Source organism: Salmonella sp. NW722 (assembly GCF_051702785.1).
In the GTDB taxonomy this organism is placed as follows: Bacteria; Pseudomonadota; Gammaproteobacteria; order Enterobacterales; family Enterobacteriaceae; genus Salmonella; species Salmonella enterica.
Genome location: NZ_JAMMIN010000004.1, coordinates 455891 through 477274 on the forward strand (window position 1 = coordinate 455891; position 21384 = coordinate 477274).

The window sequence follows — 21384 nt, forward strand, 5'->3', positions numbered from 1 at the left end:
GTTTTATAATAAATTGTACGGTTCACAGACAACCATCACATGGTGCTACAAGCCGTTCTGAGAGGTTTTGAGTCACGGTCAATAGAATCCTAATCCATAATAAAAAATACGCCTACGGGCTTCTCAGGAGGCCTAACAAGGTATTATCGCTGGTATGTACATTAACGGTGAAATAGAGCGTCATTCATTGATTTAAATGACGATCTTTGCAGAAAACAAAAATAACCCAACACTACCTAACCAGGATAGTTCAGCAGTGTTGAGTTATTAGGGCTATAGCAGGCTGAATTAATTGTTACTGCACCCAAACGAGCGATACCCATCCTCAAAAACTTTCGTTCTTACTTTGGTAAGGTAATCAACCCGTTCAACAAAGTCACCAGGATAATGACCATTCATAACCTTCTCCCTATCAAGGAAATATATCCCATTCGCAGGGAATTGGACCAGGTGGGCGTGGTCTTCAGGAGGCAGGCCTAACGCACTGCACCATGCCGTAATAATCATCGTTCTTAACGTGTTATTATCGAGATCGTAATCTCCTAAGTGGTAGTAGGCATCTTTATTCAGAAATAAGAAAATGTGGTAGTGACGCTTATTAGTCAGGGAATACTCCCGCACCCAGGCATAACGCAGGGTATTAGAGTATACCCGTTTACCCTCTCGTTGCTTACGCTGAGTATCAGCAACCACCTTTGCTTTCATAGACCTGGTAAAGCGGGATATTGCATCTTCAGTATTAGCAAAACAGGTAATGGTATCACCATTATCCAAAATAGCTGGGTCATGGAGATCCACCCGTATAGCCAGTGTTCTGGGGTGATCCAATACTGCCTTATGGACAGTATTGATGATACTCTCTTTGTATTCCACAACGTGATCACCATATATGGTTTGATAGATTTTCATTGCTATATTTCCTTTGATACTGGATATAGCCATCACAGGTACTGGGTATATAGATATCCTATAACATCTTACACTGGTGTATAGGTAATCTATCTACATGGGTATACCAGTAGTTATATTACACTACTATTATTAGATGTATATTAACTATCCAACAATGAAATTGAATATAAATGTAGCCCCAGTCTGTGATGACTGTATATAAGTTACTCGCTAATTAATTCATAAAAATATCATGGCAGTATAATCAGACTAAAGTATAAGACCTGATTGTTGAGCTATTGGTTGTATATATACAGTCTTTCCTGATTTATAGGCATGTATCCTGTTCTGCGAGTAAAGTGTATATAGTAATTCATTTAATTTATTTCGTTCTCTAAAACGATTTGGACCATATTGTAGTATGGTATTTTTCCTAATATAAAAAACTGAAAGCCTATAGCAATATTCGTTTATCCAGTTATACAGTTCATCGACCTCTGGAACAACAAGTGCTTGAGGCTTGGAAAACAACCTGATGTGCGCATCCATATACCATGTAATTATTTCTATTGCTGAGTTAACAGTGATCAGTGAAATATTTCCTACATCATTACTAAAACAATGTAAAAGCGCTGCAACTCTCGCTGTATTTTCAGCCATCTTGGAGGCATAATCTTTAAAATCACAGAGATAACCAGGCATTCCCATAGACATCTCAACTTGGTTATAAAAATCTATCCATCGTTTTTCTGCTTCAGGAGAAAAACGTAAGCAGAGCCGCTCAGCTTTACCATTTCGGGTTATGCCATCATTTACAATATCCAGTAACCGTTGATGGAATACAGGTAAATGCTCCGTTGATTCAACGGGGTTAGTAATCTGCCGGAATCCCTGCTTTGAAGAAGGTTTACAAATCAGGCAACGAGCAAAAAAACCAATACCTTTTGCCGTATCCCCTTTGCGTTCAAGATATTTATTAAATATATCAGGCTGTATCATCAAGGACAGCGTTAACCGTGCCTCTTTGATGAGTTGCTCAGGGGTATTTTTTCTCACGACAGAGAACGTTGCACCATCCCACATTTTGTTAATGAAAGGCAATTCATTCAATGCGTAACCATTAAATATAGTTCCTGCTTCATCTGACATAATACCAATAGAGCGCCAGTCACCACAGAGATAGTCTTTTATCGCTGCTGGTGTCGCATCATTAAGAATGAATTTATATTTAACAGGCTTCTTCGGATAAGTTTTCAAAAAAGTCTTCAATCGTGCATTTGTTGCTGTAGAGTCTTTACCCTCACGAACGTCTGATTTGAGTTTTGACTCAATACCATTCCTTTCAACATTAAATATCGCTACGTCGTTCCTCCAGTCAGCAAGTTCCTGTGAGTATTTCTCTACCAGCTGTTCTTCCAGTTGGTATAAAGGTTTCATTAGTAGATTATCTACCGTACTTTTACGCTCACCTGACTCTGCCAGAGTGACTAAGCAAAGTGATACAGGGCTACGCAATGCATTCAGACGACATACATCGACACTGTTTTGACAAGCAAGGGAAATTGCTCCAAGCGCTGATGCCGCGATCAAAGATAATGGCGCTTGAGTATTACGCTCAATCTCGTAAATTGCATTTCTAATAATGGATGGCAATACATCCACGGGAAATGTTTTTTCAAGTAACATAGGTAATTCCTTCTGTTATTAAGAATAAAAATTTTTACTTATTAAGCAATTCCGCGATGAATAGCGGAAATAGCAAGATATAGACCCCGGTAGTTAAAGAAAACGAAGAAAAAATGATAAATTTTTTTCCATTCTCTTAACGCTCATTGATCCAACAGAGCAATTCGCTTAACAGCCAACCACAGGACTTCAGACCGATAGATTTACGCCGTGGGAACTGCCCCACCTGCTCTAGCTTCCAGGCTGTAGATCGGGAGATGGATGTAATACGTTGACGCTCTCGCTCACGAACCAGACGATCATTGAGTTCACCGTTGTCCTTAAGGACCTGCAAGCGTCGCTCTGGCGTTGGGGGATTAAATGTTGTGCTCATACGGCCTCCTTTGTTTTGGTGGAGGCATCATGTATCAAGGGAAAAAAATAGAAAAGAGGGTTGGGTCTTACTAAGCAGCTTAGTAAGACCTATTTTTAGCCAAAAAATCATCCATTAACTAATTGATTAATATACTAAAAATAGATGATAAAACCATTATTCTAAAATGGTTTCAAAACAGCCTGTAAAGAAGTTACTGACGGATAAGAAATCAGTAATAAATGAGACGGCATCAAGAGAATGGAACATGCCAATCCAGGGCTGGCGGCTGGCGATGAGTCGTTTCCTTATCGAGTTTGGCGGCCCTCAGAGCGATCACCTTTAACACGATGGTAGTTATACAGAATTACGTGATAGGCTCACAGAGTCAGTTAGATTGTTTTTTATTTAACAACCACGCCTTCACCTCCTCTTTACTAAAGGAAATATCGAATTTATATTCATCCTTGTGTGCTAATTCTGTCAGCATTTTCGCTATCGCGGATGTACTATTTTTAACATTTTTATCTTTACAAACCATCTTAAGAAAGATAGATAATGCTTCTATCTGTATAGGACAGATTCTAGGCTTATGTATTGTTTCTTCTGGTCTAGTTATCCACCCCATAACTGTTCCATCTTCAGTACTATACTTATGAAAATTTCTAAGATGTAATGCTGCATTATGGGCTATTTTTTTGTCATCCTTATCTTCTCTTGCCCACCACTCACGGATAATTATACACAATGCTATTCTATGTTTTAGAATAGGGTAACATTTTTCAGGTTTGATTTCCCCCTCATGTTTATCTGAGCATGATAAATCAATTTTATTGAGAGAAGGTTTAATTCGTCCTTTTACATTTTCAACCTCCATGATTTTCTCTATATCTTCATGCTTCACAAACAACTCAGGGTTATCAATTAATGTATCCTGTGACGTCATCAAATAATCTGACATGGTATAGTCATAAATAGTTATCGATTTTGTTCTTGATGCCCCTAATGATAAAATATGGATCATATCAGGTAATGTGTACTCTTTCTCGTGGAAACAACCATCAATAGGTTTTATCAACCAATAGCCGTGAGCAACACCATTATAATTAATACGATTACCTACTTTGCGATAAGTATTTTCCAGTTCAATTAAAATATTTGACATATTTACATTCTTGGCAGCAAGATGTTTCATTAAAATTTTAGGATAATGACTCTTAACTTTATTTGTGTAAAATTGCCTTATTCTAAATTCAGGTAAACGGTTATTCTGATAAGAATCCTCACCATTATCTATAGTTTCTTCAAAGCTTCTTTTTCCTTCAGCAGAATTTATTGATGTCACAGAACGAGAAATACGGCAAGGCTCTCCATCCAGTTTAATATAAAGACAAATATCACCGTCAACCCAGGCTTTAATCAACAAACGAGGATCTATATTAAATTCCTCATATAGTTTTACGAGAGGAAATGGTTTAGTCCAGTTGTCCATTACTTCACCTATTAGATTGTTAAAATCAATCAATTAATTAACCTATGAAGAATCTTCACTTCAACATTTTCACCAACTACGGAACAGATCTCAATGATAGATATCAAAGAACATCGCCAAAGGTAATGCCCTAACGCGGTTGAATCCCGCAGTAGACAGATACAGGAAACATTCGTGCTAAGCTGAGACAGACTCAGAGAGTTTCACTAAATAGCCACAATATAGATGGGTATGGATACGGTAATACAACGCTCAGCAGTGCGGCTGCTACATCACTGCTGAACCGGTAGGTTAATGGTTATTCTCCATACAAGATTCGTTATGTACGTAAGCTCACAAAAGATACGTGAGTACATAGCTCTGAGACGGAATCATTAACATGATGGAATGTAGAATCTTTCCAATACGTATTCAGCCTATCAAATGGTAGGCCAACTCATGGCGCATGGTAAACAAGAAATCATCTTTGGGTTAGGTGGGATACTGCTTATGTTTTGTTAGTTGTGTACCCGAGAGTGTACCCGAGAGCAAAAAATGGTGTTTTTGAGAAATGAGGTTGTACATAAGTGATTGATTTAGATGGTGCCGATAATAGGAGTCGAACCTACGACCTTCGCATTACGAATGCGCTGCTCTACCAACTGAGCTATATCGGCCCTGAGAAGGGTGTGTTCACATGGGTGAATCACGGGGTAGAAGGTTAAAACTAACCGGGCGGTGCGTCAATAGCCTTGCTACTCAACCGGCTATTTTTGCACCGCTCGACATTAATTACGCACGAATCGTACCATCGCCAAAGCCGATCCACTTATAGGTGGTAAGCGCTTCAAGCCCCATCGGACCGCGGGCATGTAATTTCTGCGTGCTGACCGCCACTTCTGCGCCAAGCCCAAACTGCCCGCCGTCGGTAAAACGGGTAGAGGCGTTGACATAAACCGCAGCGGAATCCACTTCGTTCACGAAACGCACAGCATTATGCATATCACTCGTCAAAATCGCATCGGAGTGCTGAGTACCATGTTCGCGAATGTGAGCGATAGCGCCATCCATATTTTCGACCACCACAACGTTCAGATCCAGAGACAGAAACTCGTTATCCAGCTCTTCCGGTTTCAGCGGCACCAGTTTGGCAGGGCCATGCAGTACCTGCATGACGGTTTCATCCCCATGCAACGTCACGCCGCTCTCCGCCATCTGCTTGCTCAGCGCAGGCAAAAAGCGTTCTGCGATGTCCTGATGCACCAGCAAGGTTTCCACCGTGTTACAAGTGCTCGGGCGCTGGGTTTTGGCGTTGACAATAATCTTCAGCGCCGGGGCGATGTCTGCGCTGCTATCGACAAAAATATGGCACACGCCAATCCCGCCGGTAATCACCGGAATGGTGGATTGCTCGCGGCACAGTTTATGCAAGCCTGCGCCGCCGCGCGGGATCAGCATATCGATGTACTTATCCATACGCAGCATTTCACTGACCAGCGAACGCTCCGGATTATCAATCGCCTGAACCGCCGCCTCCGGTAAACCGCAAGCTTTCAGCGCCTTCTGAATGACACGAACGGTTGCGGCATTCGTGCGATGCGTCTCTTTCCCACCGCGTAGAATCACCGCATTACCGGTTTTCAGACACAAAGAAGCCACATCAACGGTAACATTCGGACGCGCCTCATAGATAACGCCAACCACGCCCAACGGCACGCGGCGGCGCTCCAGACGTAGCCCGCTGTCCAGCAGACCGCCGTCGATCACCTGCCCGACCGGGTCAGCGAGATTACAGACCTGGCGCACATCGTCAGCAATCGCTTTCAGACGCGCAGGGGTCAGCGCCAGGCGGTCCAGCATCGCTTCGCTCAGGCCGTTGGCTCGCGCCTGCTCAACATCTTGTACGTTCGCGCTGAGGATACTTTCCATTTGCGCTTCCAGTTCATCGGCTATTTTTTCCAGCACGCGATTTTTTTCGCCGCTGGAGAGCAGCGCCAGCTTATACGACGCCGCTTTAGCAGCAATGCCCATTTGTTCCAGCATATGCCTGTTCCTTATCGAGTAATCATGTCATCACGATGAACAGCGACCGGGCCATATTCATAGCCCAGAATCGCATCGATTTGTTGAGAGTGGTGACCGGCTATCCGCCGCAAAGCATCACTGTTATAACGGCTGACGCCATGAGCAATATCACGCCCTTGCAGGTTACAAATTCTGATGACCTCCCCCCGCGAGAAATTGCCCGTCACGCTTTTGATGCCTTTTGGCAGAAGTGAACTGCCACGTTCCAGCATTGCCGCGGTCGCGCCTTCATCAACCGTAATTTCGCCTGCCGGCGGCGCGCCGAAGATCCAGCGTTTGCGGTTCTCCAGCGGCGAGGCTTGCGCATGAAAACGGGTGCCGACGGAAATCCCCTCCATCACATCGCCGATCACGCCCGGTTTACTGCCTGAGGCAATAATCGTATCAATACCCGCGCGACAGGCTACGTCTGCCGCCTGAAGCTTAGTGCTCATACCACCGGTTCCCAGCCCGGAAACGCTGTCTCCCGCGATAGAGCGCAGCGCATCGTCAACGCCATACACATCTTTGATAAGCTCCGCCTGCGGATTGCTACGCGGATCGGCGGTAAATAATCCTTGCTGATCGGTCAGCAGCAGCAGTTTATCCGCGCCTGCCAGGATCGCCGCCAGCGCGGAGAGGTTATCGTTATCGCCCACTTTAATTTCCGCTGTCGCAACGGCATCATTTTCATTGATAACCGGCACAATATGGTTATCCAGTAATGCACGCAGCGTATCGCGGGCGTTCAGAAAGCGCTCTCTGTCTTCCATATCCGCACGCGTCAACAGCATCTGCCCGATATGGATACCGTAAATTGAAAACAACTGCTCCCACAGTTGAATCAGACGGCTTTGCCCTACCGCCGCCAGAAGCTGTTTAGAGGCGATCGTTGCCGGCAGTTCCGGGTAGCCGAGATGTTCACGTCCGGCGGCAATCGCGCCAGAGGTAACAATAACAATACGATGTCCCGCGGCGTGTAGCTGCGCGCACTGGCGGACAAGTTCTACGATATGGGCACGGTTCAGGCGGCGCGATCCGCCTGTTAGCACGCTGGTGCCGAGTTTTACGACCAGCGTCTGGCTGTCACTCATGATTCTCTGCCGTTCAAAATAAGAAATAAAGACCAAATGAACGTTTTAGCAGGACTGGCTCCGGTTGCCAACAACCTGTACGCATAGCGTGAAATTTTGTTGCGCAGGATCAGCAAGCGTAGCGGCGGAATTTGACCATTTTATTACCGCAACAATTAAACATATTTTTTTAAAAAAATTCTCACTTTGTCATAAATCTTTCATTACCGAACGTTAAAAACCTTCCTGTTTTTTACCGGGTTTCCCGACAAATCATAGCGCGTAATTAAAACAGGAATGGAAATGAATAAGAGCACTCTGGCAATAGTGGTGAGTATCATCGCATCAGCATCTGTTCACGCCGCCGAGGTTTACAATAAAAACGGTAATAAGCTTGATGTGTATGGAAAAGTTAAAGCCATGCACTATATGAGCGATTATGACAGCAAAGATGGCGATCAAAGCTACGTTCGTTTTGGTTTTAAAGGCGAAACGCAAATTAACGATCTATTGACCGGCTACGGGCGCTGGGAAGCTGAGTTTGCCGGTAATAAAGCCGAAAGTGATTCGTCCCAGCAAAAAACCCGCCTGGCCTTTGCTGGCCTGAAATTAAAAGATATCGGTTCTTTTGACTATGGACGTAACCTGGGCGCGCTGTACGATGTTGAGGCCTGGACGGATATGTTTCCCGAATTCGGCGGCGACTCTTCCGCCCAGACCGATAATTTTATGACTAAACGCGCCAGCGGGCTGGCGACTTACCGCAATACCGATTTCTTCGGCATCGTTGATGGACTGGATCTTACCTTACAGTATCAGGGGAAAAACGAAAATCGCGATGTGAAAAAGCAAAACGGCGACGGCTTCGGCACATCCGTGAGCTATGATTTCGGCGGCAGCGATTTTGCCGTCAGCGGCGCTTATACTCTCTCCGATCGCACCAGGGAGCAAAATCTGCAGCGCCGCGGTACGGGCGATAAAGCCGAAGCCTGGGCTACGGGTGTTAAGTATGACGCGAATGATATTTATATTGCGACCTTCTATTCAGAAACCCGCAACATGACGCCAGTTTCCGGCGGATTTGCCAATAAAACCCAAAACTTCGAAGCAGTTATCCAGTATCAGTTTGATTTTGGTCTGCGTCCGTCATTAGGCTATGTGCTGTCAAAAGGCAAAGATATTGAGGGCGTCGGCAGTGAGGATTTGGTGAATTACATTGACGTTGGCGCAACCTATTACTTCAACAAAAATATGTCCGCGTTTGTAGATTACAAAATCAATCAGCTTGATAGCGATAACACGTTAGGCATTAATGACGATGATATTGTGGCAATAGGGTTGACCTACCAGTTCTGATAAGTCGCATTGTGCCTGATGGCGCTACGCCATCAGGCATGACAGCAGGGTTATGCCGACAGTTTTACCGGCTCGTCGTTGAAATCGTCAGACGGCTCCAGCGCCAGCTCCATAGAAATCAGCAGGTCGCGTAGCTTTTCATGAAACTCGCGTAGCGTGTATTCCAGTCGCTCCACCACTTCGGTTTCGTTAATCGGCACTGCGGTCCAGTTGCCCTCTTTATCAAACAAACCAAACTGATAACGATAAGTGAAGCGTTTCTCTTGTGCTTCCAGCTCCATCCACCAGCCCCAAAATTCACGCTTCTCTGGCGCGGGCTTCACGTTGACGCAAACTGCCAGGCAATCGAAAAAAAAACGATTGTCTTCGCACTGCCCTTCCCGGATATAGGGGCCAAGCGCGGTAAATTTCTTGATCAATCTACTTTTCGGGTGTCCACTCGGTAACGTCATTGCGATCTCCTTTAATGAAGCAACTGTTTTACCAAATCAATAGAATTTATCAATCTATTAACACAATCTATGATTAATCCAGTCGGTAATTTCTTGCAGCGCGTGGTCAAAATTGCGGTACACCGGGTTAAAAGGGATCTCTATCAGCTTACCGTCTGAAGATGATGTTGTAATTAAACGAGACTCTTCTTCCGGGCTGAAAGGATCGTTTTTCCAGAATCCGGAAAGCATTGGCGTAGGACAACGTCTGCCCAGTAGCCCCTGTACTTTCAACGAATAGCGATTGAGCTCCACACGCAGCGCCTCATCCGAAGCATCATGCATACCCAGACGGCTGGCCAGCACATCCAGATACATCTCCGGCACCGTGCTCTGTCGTTGCGGATCGCTAAGTAGCGCATGGACCACCGGCCCCAGGCAAGCCACCGCTTTCAAACGCGGCGCTTCCAGATAGGCCAGACGCACCGCAACGTTGGCGCCAAAACGGAAACCAAACGCCGCAACACGGGTATGATCCACCCAGGGGACATTAGGAAGCGCTTTTAACACATGCTGGTGGAGCAAGCTGGAATCATGGGTTAATTTCCACTTTGATGAAAATCCAACCGAAGGCATATCAAGCGTTAACATCGCGATACCGCGCGGCGCGAAATAGCGTTCATACAGGGTGTAATAGTCGGTTTGCATGGCGTCCAGGCCGCCGCACATGAGCACCGTCGGAAACGGACCATCCCCTTTCGGCATATGTAAAAACGCGGTGACAGGCGAACCGCCAGGAACGGCAAATTCCATTTCACGTAACGAGCCTGGCAACCGCTGCGCGGCCTCTTCATAGGCGCGATTCGCCAGCGCCTGCGCCTGCTCCGCCAGCTCATCGCCCTTCAAATGCGGGTAGGCGGCAATGTTATAGAGCGTTGAGGCATGAAGCCAGTAGCGTCCGCTGCGCATGGCGTCCTGTTCCTGACAGGCTTTCTGCTGCCAGTCCATCGCCTGCTTTGCCCACTCATAAATCCAGTTGCCGCCGCGGTAACCGATGACCGTATCGTATAAATCATCATCCGTTCGCTCTGCGTCGCTCATCACAATGCGCGCCTGCACATCAAGGATTTCTCGTGGATCAACGCCGCGCCAAATCCACATCAGGCGGTTTATCATGCGGTACCAGTGCGGGACGTTCTTACCGTCCAGCGCGGATTGCATGGGCGGCTGCGACCCACGATTGAACCGACGGACAAGGGTAGACGTTTCAGTATGTTTAAAGCGGGGTTTGAACAGGGTTTCGCTGAGGTTAGCCTGTGTCATTCGTGCAGCCTCCTTGGATACTCATAGAGGCTTATTGTAACCAATAAAACAGCGCCCGGCATTGCCGGGCGCTCTGAAAAGCTGCTGATTAACGACCTGAAATCGGCGGTACAAATACCACACCCATATCCCAGGGCTGCTCAATCCAGGTGTTCTGAGGAATATCAATAACATAATCATCAACCAGCGGACGGCCCGCCGGTTTAGCGAAAATCGTGACGAAATGCGCTTTAGGGTACATTTCGCGAATCGCGACGGCGGTGCCGCCGGTATCGACCAGATCGTCGATGACGATAAAGCCTTCGCCGTCGCCTTCTGCACGTTTCAGCACTTTCAGTTCGCGCTGGTTATCGTGATCGTAGCTGGAGATGCATACGGTATCGACATGACGAATGCCCAATTCACGCGCCAGTAGTGCGCCCGGTACAAGGCCGCCACGACTTACGGCAATAATGCCTTTCCATTGTTCTGAAGGCATGAGGCGGCTCGCCAGTTTGCGTGCGTGAATCTGCAACATGTCCCAGGTGACGACGTATTTTTCGCTCATGTGAAGTGTCCCAGCCTGTTTATCTACGGCTTAAAAAGTGTTCGAGGGGGAAATAGTTGCGCGAGATTATAGAGACCTGACGCGCTAAAAACCAGTGTTTAGCGGAATCCACGCCTCTTTTTGTATGCTTTATACTACCCGCAGGCGGAGAAAGTGGTATTCTCAGTCGCATCTCGTAAGAGTTATCAATTCCGCTAACCCTGTGGCCTGTAAGAACGTTTTTCAGACCACCGCCAAGGAGACTTATCGTGTCTGAACTGTCTCAGTTATCACCACAACCTTTGTGGGATATTTTTGCCAAAATCTGTTCTATTCCTCACCCGTCCTATCACGAAGAGCAACTCGCGGAACATATTGTGAGTTGGGCCAAAGAGAAAGGCCTTTACGTGGATCGCGACCAGGTCGGTAATATTCTGATCCGTAAGCCCGCCACTGCAGGTATGGAAAATCGCAAGCCGGTCGTTTTACAGGCGCATCTGGATATGGTGCCGCAAAAAAATAGCGACACCGTTCACGACTTCACTACAGATCCCATCCGGCCTTATATTGATGGCGAATGGGTTAAAGCGCGCGGTACTACGCTCGGCGCCGACAATGGTATTGGAATGGCTTCTGCGTTAGCGGTACTGGCTGATGATAATGTCGTCCATGGCCCGCTGGAAGTGCTGCTGACCATGACCGAAGAAGCCGGCATGGATGGCGCGTTCGGCCTCCAGTCCGGCTGGTTGCAGGCCGACATCCTGATCAACACCGACTCTGAAGAAGAAGGTGAGATCTATATGGGCTGCGCAGGCGGCATCGATTTTACCTCTAATCTGCCGTTGACCCGTGAAGCTGTACCCGCAGGATTTGCATGCTTTAAGCTAACCCTGAAAGGCCTGAAAGGCGGCCACTCCGGTGGTGAAATTCACCTCGGCCTTGGCAATGCCAACAAATTGCTGGCGCGTTTTCTGGCCGGGCACGCAGAAGAACTGGATCTGCGTCTGATCGATTTCAACGGCGGCACGCTGCGTAACGCGATTCCGCGCGAAGCGTTCGCTACCCTCGCCGTTGCCGCAGACAACATAGGCGCGCTGAAAACATTAGTGAACGCTTACCAGGATATTCTGAAAAACGAACTGGCGGAAAAAGAGAAAAACCTGACGCTGCAACTCAATGAGGTTGCCAGTGATAAAGCCGCATTGACCGCGCCATCACGCGATACCTTTGTGCGCCTGCTGAACGCAACGCCGAACGGCGTGATCCGCAATTCAGACGTGGCGAAAGGCGTAGTGGAAACATCGCTGAACGTTGGCGTGGTCACAATGTCTGATGCGAATGTCGAAATTCACTGCCTGATTCGCTCTCTTATCGACAGCGGTAAAGATTATGTGGTGAGTATGCTGGATTCGCTGGGCAAGCTGGCTGGCGCGAAAACCGAAGCAAAAGGCAGCTATCCTGGCTGGCAGCCCGATGCGAACTCGCCGGTCATGCACCTGGTGCGGGAAACCTATCAGCGTCTGTTCAACAAAACACCGAACATCCAGATTATCCACGCCGGCCTGGAATGCGGTCTGTTTAAGAAACCCTATCCGGATATGGACATGGTTTCTATTGGGCCTACCATTACCGGACCTCACTCTCCGGATGAGCAGGTACATATCGAAAGCGTCGGCCACTACTGGACTCTGCTGACCGAATTGCTGAAAGCGATTCCTGCGAAGTAAGAAAGCGCTAAAATGCCCGTCCCATTTCTGGACGGGCTATCAATATGGAATATCGGGTATCCATTGCCAGATAAGCTCTCCTGGATGCGCTGAATAGCGCTGCGGCTACACGCGAATAGCCAGACAGCCCTATAACAGCGCTGGTAGCACCGAATTATTGTGGCGTAAACGCCATTCCTTTAAATATCCGTAGCGGATTGCCGCGCTCAATCTGATGATGGAACAGACGCCTTTCAGACTTCAACGCCGCACACTCATTTTGCCGTTGCTGTTCCAGCCGCCAGGCAATCAGCAGCCGGGCCAGACGCTTATTCGCATGTTGACTGCGCTCCGACTGAACCTTCACGCTAATCCCGCTCGCCAGGTGCGTGGCCCGCACTGCCGAGTCGGTTTTATTAACGTGCTGCCCACCCGGGCCGGAAGAGCGCAGAGTCTCGAAACGAATCTCATCAGACTGTATGTGCTCGTCGGCGGAAAAGCGCCCAATGCCGACGTACCAGTTTTTTCGCCCATGGTGCGGACGATACGGGCTGGTACAAATCCACAGTAACGTGCCACACCAACGTTCACTGAAAGCCATAGCTTTTTCGCCGTCCAGCGAGACCAGCGCAGAACGCAGCGTGTCTGGTAATCGTCCCGGCTCTGTTTCAAGTCGCGTCAACGATACCTTTTCTCTGGCAGCTTCTTTCGTCAGACAATCCAGCGCTTTTTTTACCGCCAGACAACACTCGTCCGGTCCCTGCGCAGAAGAAAGTTGCAGTAAGATCATGCGCTTTTCTCCCCTGAGGTTTTCAGCGTCAGCACCGGACGCAGGCAGGCAACTGGCGTAATCAGTCCGGCGTCTGCCAGACAATCCACAACGCTATCGATGGATTTATACGCCTGCGGCGCTTCTTCATAAATGAGCTGGCGATCGCGGCAAATCACCCGGCTACCCATCCCGGTACGGCAGAGCTGTCGCGGGGTAAATTTTGCCGATAACCGGTCTTTACACTCGGTACGCATCCATTTGCGCCCCGCGCCGTGCGCCAGGGAGAAGAGGCTCTCCTCGCTGACGACGGGTTTCACCAGCCAGCTATAATCGCCGCGCGAGCCGGGGATAATCACCAGTCCCTGCCCATCTGGCGTAGCGCCTTTACGGTGCAGCCACCCCGCCTCACCCGCGACAGTACAGGGTTCAACGAAGTTATGCGCCACATCCAGCCGCGGTTCGCCCTCAGCCCTGAGCTGTTGCAGTATCCGGCGGGCAATCAGCGCGCGATTACTGCGGGCAAATGCCAGCGCATCGTCATGTTCTGCAAGGTAGCGGCGCGCATCGTCGCTATCTTCCGGCAAACCGTTATGCGAAAACGCCTCCACATGACGACGCAGGATAGCTTGCCCCAGACCGCGTGAACCACTGTGTACCAGCAGTAATAACTGCGTTTTTTTTAACCCTGACAATGCGAACGAATCAGCATCGACGATGCGATCGACCTGTTGCAGCTCGGCAAAATGATTGCCGCCGCCAATAGAACCCAGCGCAGAGCGCCACGAATGATGCTGCATTGCGGCGGGGACATTCTCCTCCAGCCACTGCGCGTCCGCCACGTCAGGCAGCGACGCCAGCCGCTTCTCCAGTTTATCGGCGTTATATTTACGCCCTAAAATATCCGTTTGCCATAACGCCATGCCGCAGCCGATATCGTTGCCGACCAGCGCCGGATAAAAGCGTCCACGCGAGAAAAAGGCTGCGCCAATAGGGTAGCCGCGCCCCGGATGCAGATCTGGCATCCCGATAACGCGTCTCATACCGATTAACTTAGCCGTCGTATATAATTGTTGGATCGCGGAATCTTCGATCCACAGGTTATCTGATGCGATAGAAAATACCACATCTGATAAAGGACGAATATAATTGCCCATATACCATTCCATATATGAATTAAAAAATCAGGAAATGGCAGACTAATCCAGGGCAATAAAAGAAAATTAATCCTGGAAATGTCTGCAAAGTGCGTTCAGAGAATAAAGTGTCATGATGAACCTCCTTTGCAGTTATTGAGAATGAGAAAACGCGGGTATAGTAATACTGAAATTTAGATGGCGCAATCGTAATAGTGATAAAATCTTAATAGCCTGACTTATAACCCTAACACCAACTGTCGTTCCAACTGAGGGTCGAGCAGCGTTACGTGTAGCCCCACCAGCCGTACGCCGCGCTCGCCGCGACGCTCGTCCCAGGTTTTACGGGCGGTGGTAATTAAGTCTTCTTTATTTAATTGCGGCCAGACATGTTCCTGAGTGGTTTGCTGAAAATCATTAAATTTTAATTTAACGCCCTGTCGGGCAATCAGTAAATCGGGCTTTACTATAGCCAGACGACGCTCCAGTTCCGGATATAAATGTTCAATAATGGCCTCGCAGTCCGACCACTCATGAATATCCTCCGCCAGAGTACGCTCAACGCCTACCGATTTACGCAGCCTTTCGCTGTTAACATCACGCTCGTCAATACCCTGACTACGCTCCCATAATACCCGGCCAAATTTACCGAAGCGTTTGAGAAGCATCGCCAGATCGCACTGTTGAATATCCCCGCAGGTTCTTAACCCCATATTTTCCAGTTTGGCGGCGGAAACTTTCCCCACGCCTGGAATTTTGGCTAACGGCAACGTTTTAAGAAAGCCGGGTACATCGGCTGGCGTAATAACATATTGTCCGTTCGGTTTATTGAGATCGGAGGCAATCTTCGCCAGAAATTTCACTGGCGCAACGCCGGCGGAGGCGGTGAGTTGCAGTTCATTGAAAATAGTCTGACGAATCTCCCTGGCGATCAGCGTCGCCGAACCATAACAGTGCGGGCTGTCAGTCACATCCAGCCAGGCTTCATCCAGCGAGAGCGGTTCAATCAGTGAAGTGTAGCGGGAAAAGATGTCACGTACATGCCGCGAAGCCTCTTTATAGGCGTCAAAGCGGCCAGGCAATAAGGTGAGATGGGGGCACAGCTTTAGCGCCATGGCGGTCGGCATCGCGCTACGTACGCCAAACTGGCGCGCAGGATAGTTGGCGGTACTGATAACGCCTCTTCGCTCACGACTCCCGCCAATGGCAATGGGAATATCGCGTAACGCCGGATTATCACGCATCTCTACCGCGGCAAAAAAACAGTCCATATCAACATGTATGATTTTGCGCATCGCTCGCCCCCACAATACTGTTTAAGTGTACAGTATGTTTTATTGCGCGCAAAGAGACATTCGCGTTAAAAATGCGACATATTCGAAGGTATGACGACGAAAGCGGCGGGAAAATTGTAAACGTACACACGGGGACTTGCGAAAAACTGCCGTGGTGCTAATGTGAGCGCTCCAAATCCAGATTACTCCGATTTGGGGACTCTTTTGCCGTTCTGGCGTGTGTAACCGTTTTATCAAGGAACAAGCAGTATGCGTAAAATCGCATTTTTTCTTGCGATGCTTCTGATGCCGTGCGTCTCGTTTGCCGGTTTGCTGAGCAGCAGCAGCCCCGTCACGCCGGTCAGTAAAGAGTATAAGCAGCAGTTAATGGGCTCACCGGTCTATATTCAGATTTTTAAAGAAGAGCGCACCCTTGATCTCTACGTCAAAATGGGTGAGCAATACCAGTTGCTTGATAGCTACAAAATTTGCAACTATTCCGGCGGGTTAGGCCCGAAACGCCGTCAGGGCGATTTTAAAAGTCCGGAAGGGTTTTACAGCGTTCAGCGTAATCAACTCAAGCCAGACAGCCGTTTTTATAAGGCCATCAACATTGGTTTTCCAAATGCCTACGATCGCGCGCATGGCTATGATGGTAAATATCTGATGATTCACGGCGCCTGTGTTTCCGTCGGCTGCTATGCCATGACCGACAGCGGCATTGATGAGATTTTCCAGTTTGTCACCGCCGCGCTGGTCTTTGGTCAGCCGAGCGTGCAGGTGAGTATTTATCCGTTCCGGATGACCGACGCCAATATGCAGCGTCATAAATATTCATATTACAAAGATTTCTGGGCGCAGCTAAAACCCGGCTACGATTATTTTGAACAGACGCATAAGCCGCCAACTGTTTCTATCGTTGATGGACGTTACGTCGTGAGCAAACCGTTGAGTCACGAAGTCGTTCAGCCACAGCTGGCCTCAAATTATACGCTCTCCGAGGCAAAATAACGCCCATTCGCCTGGCATAATCTTTTGCCAGGTTTCATTCCCCGTTAGCGGCTGGGTAGCAATCACGGTAACCACGTCATTTGGCGTGGTCTGTGAGCTGAAATCAATTTCCATATCCTGATCCACCAGCGTGGCTACGCCAAACGGCGCCCGGCGAGTGATCCAGTGCAAATGGGTTGAGCAAAACGCCATCACATATCGCCCATCTGACAGCAGCATGTTAAAAACGCCTTTTTCACGTAATACCGTCGCCAGTGTCGCAATATATTTAAATACCGCCGTCATGTTGCCCGGCGTGCGGGGATAACGCTGCGTTAATTTATGCAATAGCCAGCAAAACGCTTTTTCGCTGTCGGTTTCCCCCACCGGACGAAAATTACCGGTTTCCAGCGACTTATAACCGTTGAGCTGACCGTTATGAGCATAAGTCCAGTTGCGTCCCCATAATTCCCGGGTAAAAGGGTGTGTATTTTCCAGCGCCACTTCACCGCGATTAGCCTGACGGATATGGGCGATAACCGAGCAGGACTTGATCGGGTAATTCTGTACCAGTTTCGCAATCGGCGAATGGTAGCTCGGTTGCGGATCTTTAAACGTGCGACAGCCCTTTCCTTCGTAAAAGGTAATTCCCCAGCCGTCTTTATGCGGCCCAGTTCCGCCGCCACGCTGCACCAGTCCGGTGAAGCTAAAGCAGATATCCGTCGGCACATTGGCGCTCATCCCAAGCAGTTCGCACATACATCACCTCCACTAACGCCTTAAGCGGGAAGGCGTAATTTTTACAGCCAATCAAAAGTCAAAATATCAAAGAAAACAATATGCTATACCCTAAATAATTCGAGTTGCAGGAAGGCGGTAAGGGAGGAAATCCCCAGGAGCATAGATAACTATGTGACTGGGGTTTCTGAGCGCAACCAACGCACCTGCAGCTTGAAGTATGACGGGTATAGTTATTTAACCATCTCTTTTTCGATCAACTGAATCAAAATATGAATCACTTTGATATGAATTTCCTGAATACGATCGGCATAACCGAAGTGCGGTACGCGAATTTCAATATCCGCCGTTCCCGCCATTTTGCCGCCGTCTTTGCCGGTCAACGTAATCACTTTCATGCCTTTTTCACGGGCCGCGGCAATCGCTTTAATCACGTTACCAGAGTTACCCGACGTCGAGATCCCTAACAGGACATCGCCTTCGCGCCCTACCGCCTCAACGTAACGAGAGAAAATATAGTCATAGCCAAAATCATTACTGACGCAGGATATATGGCTAACATCAGAAATCGCAATTGCCGGGTAGCCCGGACGATTTTCACGATAACGACCTGTCAGCTCTTCAGCAAAGTGCATCGCATCGCAATGGGAGCCGCCGTTACCGCAGGAAAGTACCTTACCACCCGCTTTAAAACTGTCAGCCAACAGGACCGCCGCGCGCTGAATAGCGTGAATATTGGCGTCATCTTTTAAAAAATTAGCCAGCGTTTCCGCCGCTTCGTTCAGTTCGTTACGAATAAGATCCTGGTACATGAGGATATCCTTCAGCATGAATGTAAATGACAGTATGCAGTGTACCGGATAGCAGTACAGGCGAGAAGCATAAGCCGAATTAACGCCTCACGCTTTTGATTTTTCGTGCCCCCAAAAACGGCAACAATGTGAGCTTTGTTGTAATTATTTTGTAAACACATTGCTAAAAAATTTTACATCCACTACAACCTAATCATCACAAGTGGTCAGACCTCCTACAAGCAAGGGAGCTTTTCGTTATGATGATTTTGAGTATTATCGCTACGGTTGTTCTGCTCGGCGCATTGTTCTATCACCGCGTGAGTTTATTTCTTAGCAGCCTGATTCTGCTCGCCTGGACCGCCGCACTTGGCGTCGCTGGCCTGTGGTCCATCTGGCTGTTGGTTCCTCTGGCCATTATCCTCGTGCCGTTTAACCTCACACCGATGCGAAAATCAATGATTTCCGCACCGGTGTTCCGCGGCTTCCGTAAGGTCATGCCGCCGATGTCGCGCACTGAGAAAGAAGCGATTGATGCCGGTACAACCTGGTGGGAAGGCGATCTGTTCCAGGGCAAGCCTGACTGGAAAAAACTGCACAACTATCCGCAACCGCAACTCACTGCCGAAGAGCAAGCGTTTCTCGACGGCCCGGTAGAAGAAGCGTGCCGGATGGCGAACGATTTCCAGATTACCCATGAACTGGCGGATCTGCCGCCGGAACTGTGGGCTTATCTGAAAGAGCATCGTTTTTTTGCGATGATCATTAAAAAAGAGTACGGCGGGCTGGAGTTCTCCGCTTATGCGCAGTCCCGTGTACTGCAAAAACTGTCCGGCGTCTCCGGAATTCTGGCTATCACCGTCGGCGTTCCAAACTCACTCGGCCCTGGCGAGTTGTTGCAGCACTATGGTACGGAAGAGCAGAAGAATCACTATCTGCCGCGACTGGCGCGCGGCCAGGAGATCCCCTGCTTTGCGCTGACCAGCCCGGAAGCAGGTTCTGATGCAGGCGCCATTCCGGATACCGGCGTGGTTTGCATGGGCGAATGGCAGGGCCAGCAGGTGCTGGGTATGCGCCTGACCTGGAACAAGCGTTACATTACGTTGGCGCCGATAGCTACCGTGTTGGGCCTGGCGTTTAAGCTTTCCGATCCGGATAGATTGTTAGGCGGAGAAGAAGAGCTGGGTATTACCTGCGCCCTGATCCCCACCTCAACGCCGGGTGTGGAAATTGGTCGTCGTCACTTCCCGCTTAACGTTCCGTTCCAGAATGGCCCAACCCGCGGTAACGATATTTTCGTGCCTATTGATTATATTATCGGCGGCCCCAAAATGGCCGGACAGGGCTGGCGTATGCTGGTGGAATGTTTGTCGGTAGGACGCGGTATTACCCTGCCGTCCAACTCCACTGGCGGGGTGAAATCCGTCGCGCTGGCAACCGGCGCCTATGCTCACATTCGTCGTCAGTTCAAAATTTCTATCGGCAAGATGGAAGGTATTGAAGAACCGCTGGCGCGTATTGCAGGTAACGCTTATGTGATGGATGCCGCCGCATCGTTAATCACCTACGGCATTATGCTGGGCGAAAAACCGGCGGTACTGTCGGCTATCGTGAAGTACCACTGCACCCACCGCGGCCAGCAGTCCATTATCGACGCGATGGATATCACTGGGGGTAAAGGCATTATGCTGGGCGAGAGCAACTTCCTGGCGCGTGCTTACCAGGGCGCGCCTATCGCGATTACCGTGGAAGGCGCGAATATCCTGACCCGTAGCATGATGATCTTTGGTCAGGGCGCCATTCGCTGCCATCCTTATGTACTGGAAGAGATGGCCGCAGCGCAGAATAATGATGTCAATGCCTTTGATAAGCTGTTGTTTAAACATATCGGCCATGTCGGCAGCAATACCGTCCGCAGTTTCTGGCTTGGCCTGACCCGCGGATTAACGAGCCATACGCCAACCGGCGACGCCACGAAGCGTTATTACCAGCATCTGAACCGACTGAGCGCAAACCTGGCGCTGCTGTCTGACGTGTCAATGGCGGTACTGGGCGGCAGCCTGAAACGCCGCGAGCGTATCTCCGCGCGTCTGGGCGATGTGTTGAGTCAGCTTTATCTGGCCTCAGCCGTACTGAAGCGTTACGACGACGAAGGTCGCCACGAAGCCGACCTGCCGCTGGTACACTGGGGCGTACAGGATGCGCTGTATCGTGCTGAACAAGCGATGGACGATCTGCTGCAGAACTTCCCGAACCGCGTCGTGGCCGGATTGCTCACCGCGATGATCTTCCCGACTGGCCGTCATTATCTGGCGCCGTCTGATAAGCTGGATCACGCCGTGGCGAAGATCCTGCAGGTGCCGAACGCCACACGTTCACGCATTGGGCGCGGTCAGTATCTGACGCCCGCCGAACATAATCCGGTCGGTTTACTGGAAGAAGCGCTGCGTGATGTCATCGCTGCCGACCCTATCCACCAGCGCATCTGCAAAGAACTGGGTAAAAATCTGCCGTTTACTCGTCTGGATGAACTGGCGCGCAATGCGCTGGCGAAAGGGCTTATAGATAAAGATGAAGCCGCCATCCTGGCGAAAGCGGAAGAGAGCCGCCTGCGCAGTATCAACGTTGATGATTTTGAACCTGAAGCGCTGGCGACCAAACCGGTAAAGCTGCCGGAGAAAGTGCGTAAAGTCGAAGCCGCATAATCAGTCTCGCGTCTTTCCTGCCCCGCTTTCGCGGGGCTTTTTCTTGCCGCTTTTTTATTATTGCTCATGCTACAGTGTAAAGACGCTGTTCAATGAGGAGCT

General features: G+C 49.1%; 18 protein-coding genes and 1 tRNA gene. 4 read left to right on the forward strand and 15 right to left on the reverse strand.

Annotated features, from left to right (window positions below; all coding sequences use genetic code 11):
• Positions 1-288 precede the first annotated feature (288 nt).
• The 7 genes from NA330_RS12495 to proB all read right to left on the reverse strand — a co-directional run bounded on the left by NA330_RS12495 (position 289) and on the right by proB (position 7558).
• Positions 289-909, reverse strand: a complete 621-nt coding sequence (locus NA330_RS12495; protein ID WP_023242241.1) for an inovirus Gp2 family protein — start codon at positions 907-909, stop codon at positions 289-291.
• Between the two features lie 252 nt (positions 910-1161).
• On the reverse strand, positions 1162-2577 hold the full coding sequence (locus NA330_RS12500; protein WP_023242242.1) for a YfjI family protein: 1416 nt from the start codon (positions 2575-2577) through the stop codon (positions 1162-1164).
• 136 nt (positions 2578-2713) lie between these two features.
• Positions 2714-2950 carry a helix-turn-helix transcriptional regulator gene (locus tag NA330_RS12505; protein ID WP_013991366.1) on the reverse strand — a complete coding sequence of 79 codons (237 nt, stop codon included), beginning with the start codon at positions 2948-2950 and terminating at the stop codon, positions 2714-2716.
• A 367-nt stretch (positions 2951-3317) separates the two neighbouring features.
• Entirely contained in the window at positions 3318-4421 is a 1104-nt protein-coding gene (locus tag NA330_RS12510) for a hypothetical protein (protein ID WP_000371010.1), read from the reverse strand.
• A gap of 580 nt (positions 4422-5001) precedes the next feature.
• Positions 5002-5077: transfer RNA gene (locus NA330_RS12515), tRNA-Thr, on the reverse strand.
• A gap of 115 nt (positions 5078-5192) precedes the next feature.
• Positions 5193-6443: a glutamate-5-semialdehyde dehydrogenase gene (gene proA / locus NA330_RS12520; protein ID WP_023242243.1), complete on the reverse strand. Its 1251-nt coding sequence runs from the start codon at positions 6441-6443 to the stop codon at positions 5193-5195.
• Positions 6444-6454: 11 nt separating this feature from the next.
• Complete coding sequence (gene proB / locus NA330_RS12525) at positions 6455-7558, reverse strand: glutamate 5-kinase (protein ID WP_001285275.1); 1104 nt, start codon at positions 7556-7558, stop codon at positions 6455-6457.
• Positions 7559-7840: 282 nt separating this feature from the next.
• Between proB and phoE the strand changes: the two genes are divergently transcribed.
• On the forward strand, positions 7841-8893 hold the full coding sequence (gene phoE, locus NA330_RS12530; RefSeq protein ID WP_052894745.1) for a phosphoporin PhoE: 1053 nt from the start codon (positions 7841-7843) through the stop codon (positions 8891-8893).
• Positions 8894-8943: 50 nt separating this feature from the next.
• On the opposite strand, the gene crl is transcribed toward phoE, so the two are convergent.
• From crl to gpt, 3 genes are all read right to left on the reverse strand, one after another.
• Positions 8944-9345 carry a sigma factor-binding protein Crl gene (gene crl / locus NA330_RS12535; protein ID WP_000174693.1) on the reverse strand — a complete coding sequence of 134 codons (402 nt, stop codon included), beginning with the start codon at positions 9343-9345 and terminating at the stop codon, positions 8944-8946.
• A 57-nt stretch (positions 9346-9402) separates the two neighbouring features.
• Complete coding sequence (gene frsA, locus NA330_RS12540) at positions 9403-10647, reverse strand: esterase FrsA (protein WP_023242245.1); 1245 nt, start codon at positions 10645-10647, stop codon at positions 9403-9405.
• A gap of 88 nt (positions 10648-10735) precedes the next feature.
• The gene (gpt, locus tag NA330_RS12545) at positions 10736-11194 is read right to left on the reverse strand and encodes a xanthine phosphoribosyltransferase (protein ID WP_001292018.1); all 459 of its coding nucleotides are present in this window, start codon (positions 11192-11194) and stop codon (positions 10736-10738) included.
• 248 nt (positions 11195-11442) lie between these two features.
• On the opposite strand from gpt, the gene pepD reads away from it, so the two are divergent.
• Positions 11443-12900: a cytosol nonspecific dipeptidase gene (pepD, locus tag NA330_RS12550; RefSeq protein WP_001292983.1), complete on the forward strand. Its 1458-nt coding sequence runs from the start codon at positions 11443-11445 to the stop codon at positions 12898-12900.
• Between the two features lie 154 nt (positions 12901-13054).
• On the opposite strand, the gene prfH is transcribed toward pepD, so the two are convergent.
• The 3 genes from prfH to dinB form a co-directional block, all read right to left on the reverse strand.
• Complete coding sequence (prfH, locus tag NA330_RS12555; RefSeq protein WP_000602086.1) at positions 13055-13669, reverse strand: peptide chain release factor H; 615 nt, start codon at positions 13667-13669, stop codon at positions 13055-13057.
• The gene (locus tag NA330_RS12560; RefSeq protein WP_023242246.1) at positions 13666-14805 is read right to left on the reverse strand and encodes an RNA ligase RtcB family protein; all 1140 of its coding nucleotides are present in this window, start codon (positions 14803-14805) and stop codon (positions 13666-13668) included. The genes prfH and NA330_RS12560 overlap by 4 nt, the downstream gene beginning before the upstream one ends.
• Positions 14806-15023: 218 nt before the next feature.
• Positions 15024-16079: a DNA polymerase IV gene (gene dinB / locus NA330_RS12565; protein ID WP_001226204.1), complete on the reverse strand. Its 1056-nt coding sequence runs from the start codon at positions 16077-16079 to the stop codon at positions 15024-15026.
• 249 nt (positions 16080-16328) lie between these two features.
• On the opposite strand from dinB, the gene dpaA reads away from it, so the two are divergent.
• Complete coding sequence (gene dpaA / locus NA330_RS12570) at positions 16329-17069, forward strand: peptidoglycan meso-diaminopimelic acid protein amidase (protein ID WP_001225658.1); 741 nt, start codon at positions 16329-16331, stop codon at positions 17067-17069.
• On the opposite strand, the gene NA330_RS12575 is transcribed toward dpaA, so the two are convergent.
• Both NA330_RS12575 and lpcA read right to left on the reverse strand, forming a co-directional pair.
• On the reverse strand, positions 17040-17807 hold the full coding sequence (locus NA330_RS12575) for a class II glutamine amidotransferase (protein ID WP_000333387.1): 768 nt from the start codon (positions 17805-17807) through the stop codon (positions 17040-17042). The genes dpaA and NA330_RS12575 overlap by 30 nt on opposite strands.
• 212 nt (positions 17808-18019) lie before the next feature.
• Positions 18020-18598, reverse strand: coding sequence for a D-sedoheptulose 7-phosphate isomerase (lpcA, locus tag NA330_RS12580; protein ID WP_000284051.1), 579 nt, complete (start codon positions 18596-18598; stop codon positions 18020-18022).
• Between the two features lie 239 nt (positions 18599-18837).
• Here lpcA and fadE point away from each other — a divergent pair, with 239 nt between their 5' ends.
• Positions 18838-21282 carry an acyl-CoA dehydrogenase FadE gene (fadE, locus tag NA330_RS12585; protein ID WP_000973041.1) on the forward strand — a complete coding sequence of 815 codons (2445 nt, stop codon included), beginning with the start codon at positions 18838-18840 and terminating at the stop codon, positions 21280-21282.
• The last annotated feature ends 102 nt before the right edge of the window (positions 21283-21384 follow it).

Excerpts from the sequence above, each read along its gene's own strand:
- NA330_RS12495 (WP_023242241.1), bottom strand. The coding sequence starts at position 909 with ATGAAAATCTATCAAACCATATATGGTGATCACGTTGTGGAATACAAA.
- NA330_RS12500 (WP_023242242.1), bottom strand. The coding sequence starts at position 2,577 with ATGTTACTTGAAAAAACATTTCCCGTGGATGTATTGCCATCCATTATT.
- NA330_RS12505 (WP_013991366.1), bottom strand. The coding sequence starts at position 2,950 with ATGAGCACAACATTTAATCCCCCAACGCCAGAGCGACGCTTGCAGGTC.
- NA330_RS12510 (WP_000371010.1), bottom strand. The coding sequence starts at position 4,421 with ATGGACAACTGGACTAAACCATTTCCTCTCGTAAAACTATATGAGGAA.
- proA (WP_023242243.1), bottom strand. The coding sequence starts at position 6,443 with ATGCTGGAACAAATGGGCATTGCTGCTAAAGCGGCGTCGTATAAGCTG.
- proB (WP_001285275.1), bottom strand. The coding sequence starts at position 7,558 with ATGAGTGACAGCCAGACGCTGGTCGTAAAACTCGGCACCAGCGTGCTA.
- phoE (WP_052894745.1), top strand. The coding sequence starts at position 7,841 with ATGAATAAGAGCACTCTGGCAATAGTGGTGAGTATCATCGCATCAGCA.
- crl (WP_000174693.1), bottom strand. The coding sequence starts at position 9,345 with ATGACGTTACCGAGTGGACACCCGAAAAGTAGATTGATCAAGAAATTT.
- frsA (WP_023242245.1), bottom strand. The coding sequence starts at position 10,647 with ATGACACAGGCTAACCTCAGCGAAACCCTGTTCAAACCCCGCTTTAAA.
- gpt (WP_001292018.1), bottom strand. The coding sequence starts at position 11,194 with ATGAGCGAAAAATACGTCGTCACCTGGGACATGTTGCAGATTCACGCA.
- prfH (WP_000602086.1), bottom strand. The coding sequence starts at position 13,669 with ATGATCTTACTGCAACTTTCTTCTGCGCAGGGACCGGACGAGTGTTGT.
- NA330_RS12560 (WP_023242246.1), bottom strand. The coding sequence starts at position 14,805 with ATGGGCAATTATATTCGTCCTTTATCAGATGTGGTATTTTCTATCGCA.
- dinB (WP_001226204.1), bottom strand. The coding sequence starts at position 16,079 with ATGCGCAAAATCATACATGTTGATATGGACTGTTTTTTTGCCGCGGTA.
- dpaA (WP_001225658.1), top strand. The coding sequence starts at position 16,329 with ATGCGTAAAATCGCATTTTTTCTTGCGATGCTTCTGATGCCGTGCGTC.
- NA330_RS12575 (WP_000333387.1), bottom strand. The coding sequence starts at position 17,807 with ATGTGCGAACTGCTTGGGATGAGCGCCAATGTGCCGACGGATATCTGC.
- lpcA (WP_000284051.1), bottom strand. The coding sequence starts at position 18,598 with ATGTACCAGGATCTTATTCGTAACGAACTGAACGAAGCGGCGGAAACG.
- fadE (WP_000973041.1), top strand. The coding sequence starts at position 18,838 with ATGATGATTTTGAGTATTATCGCTACGGTTGTTCTGCTCGGCGCATTG.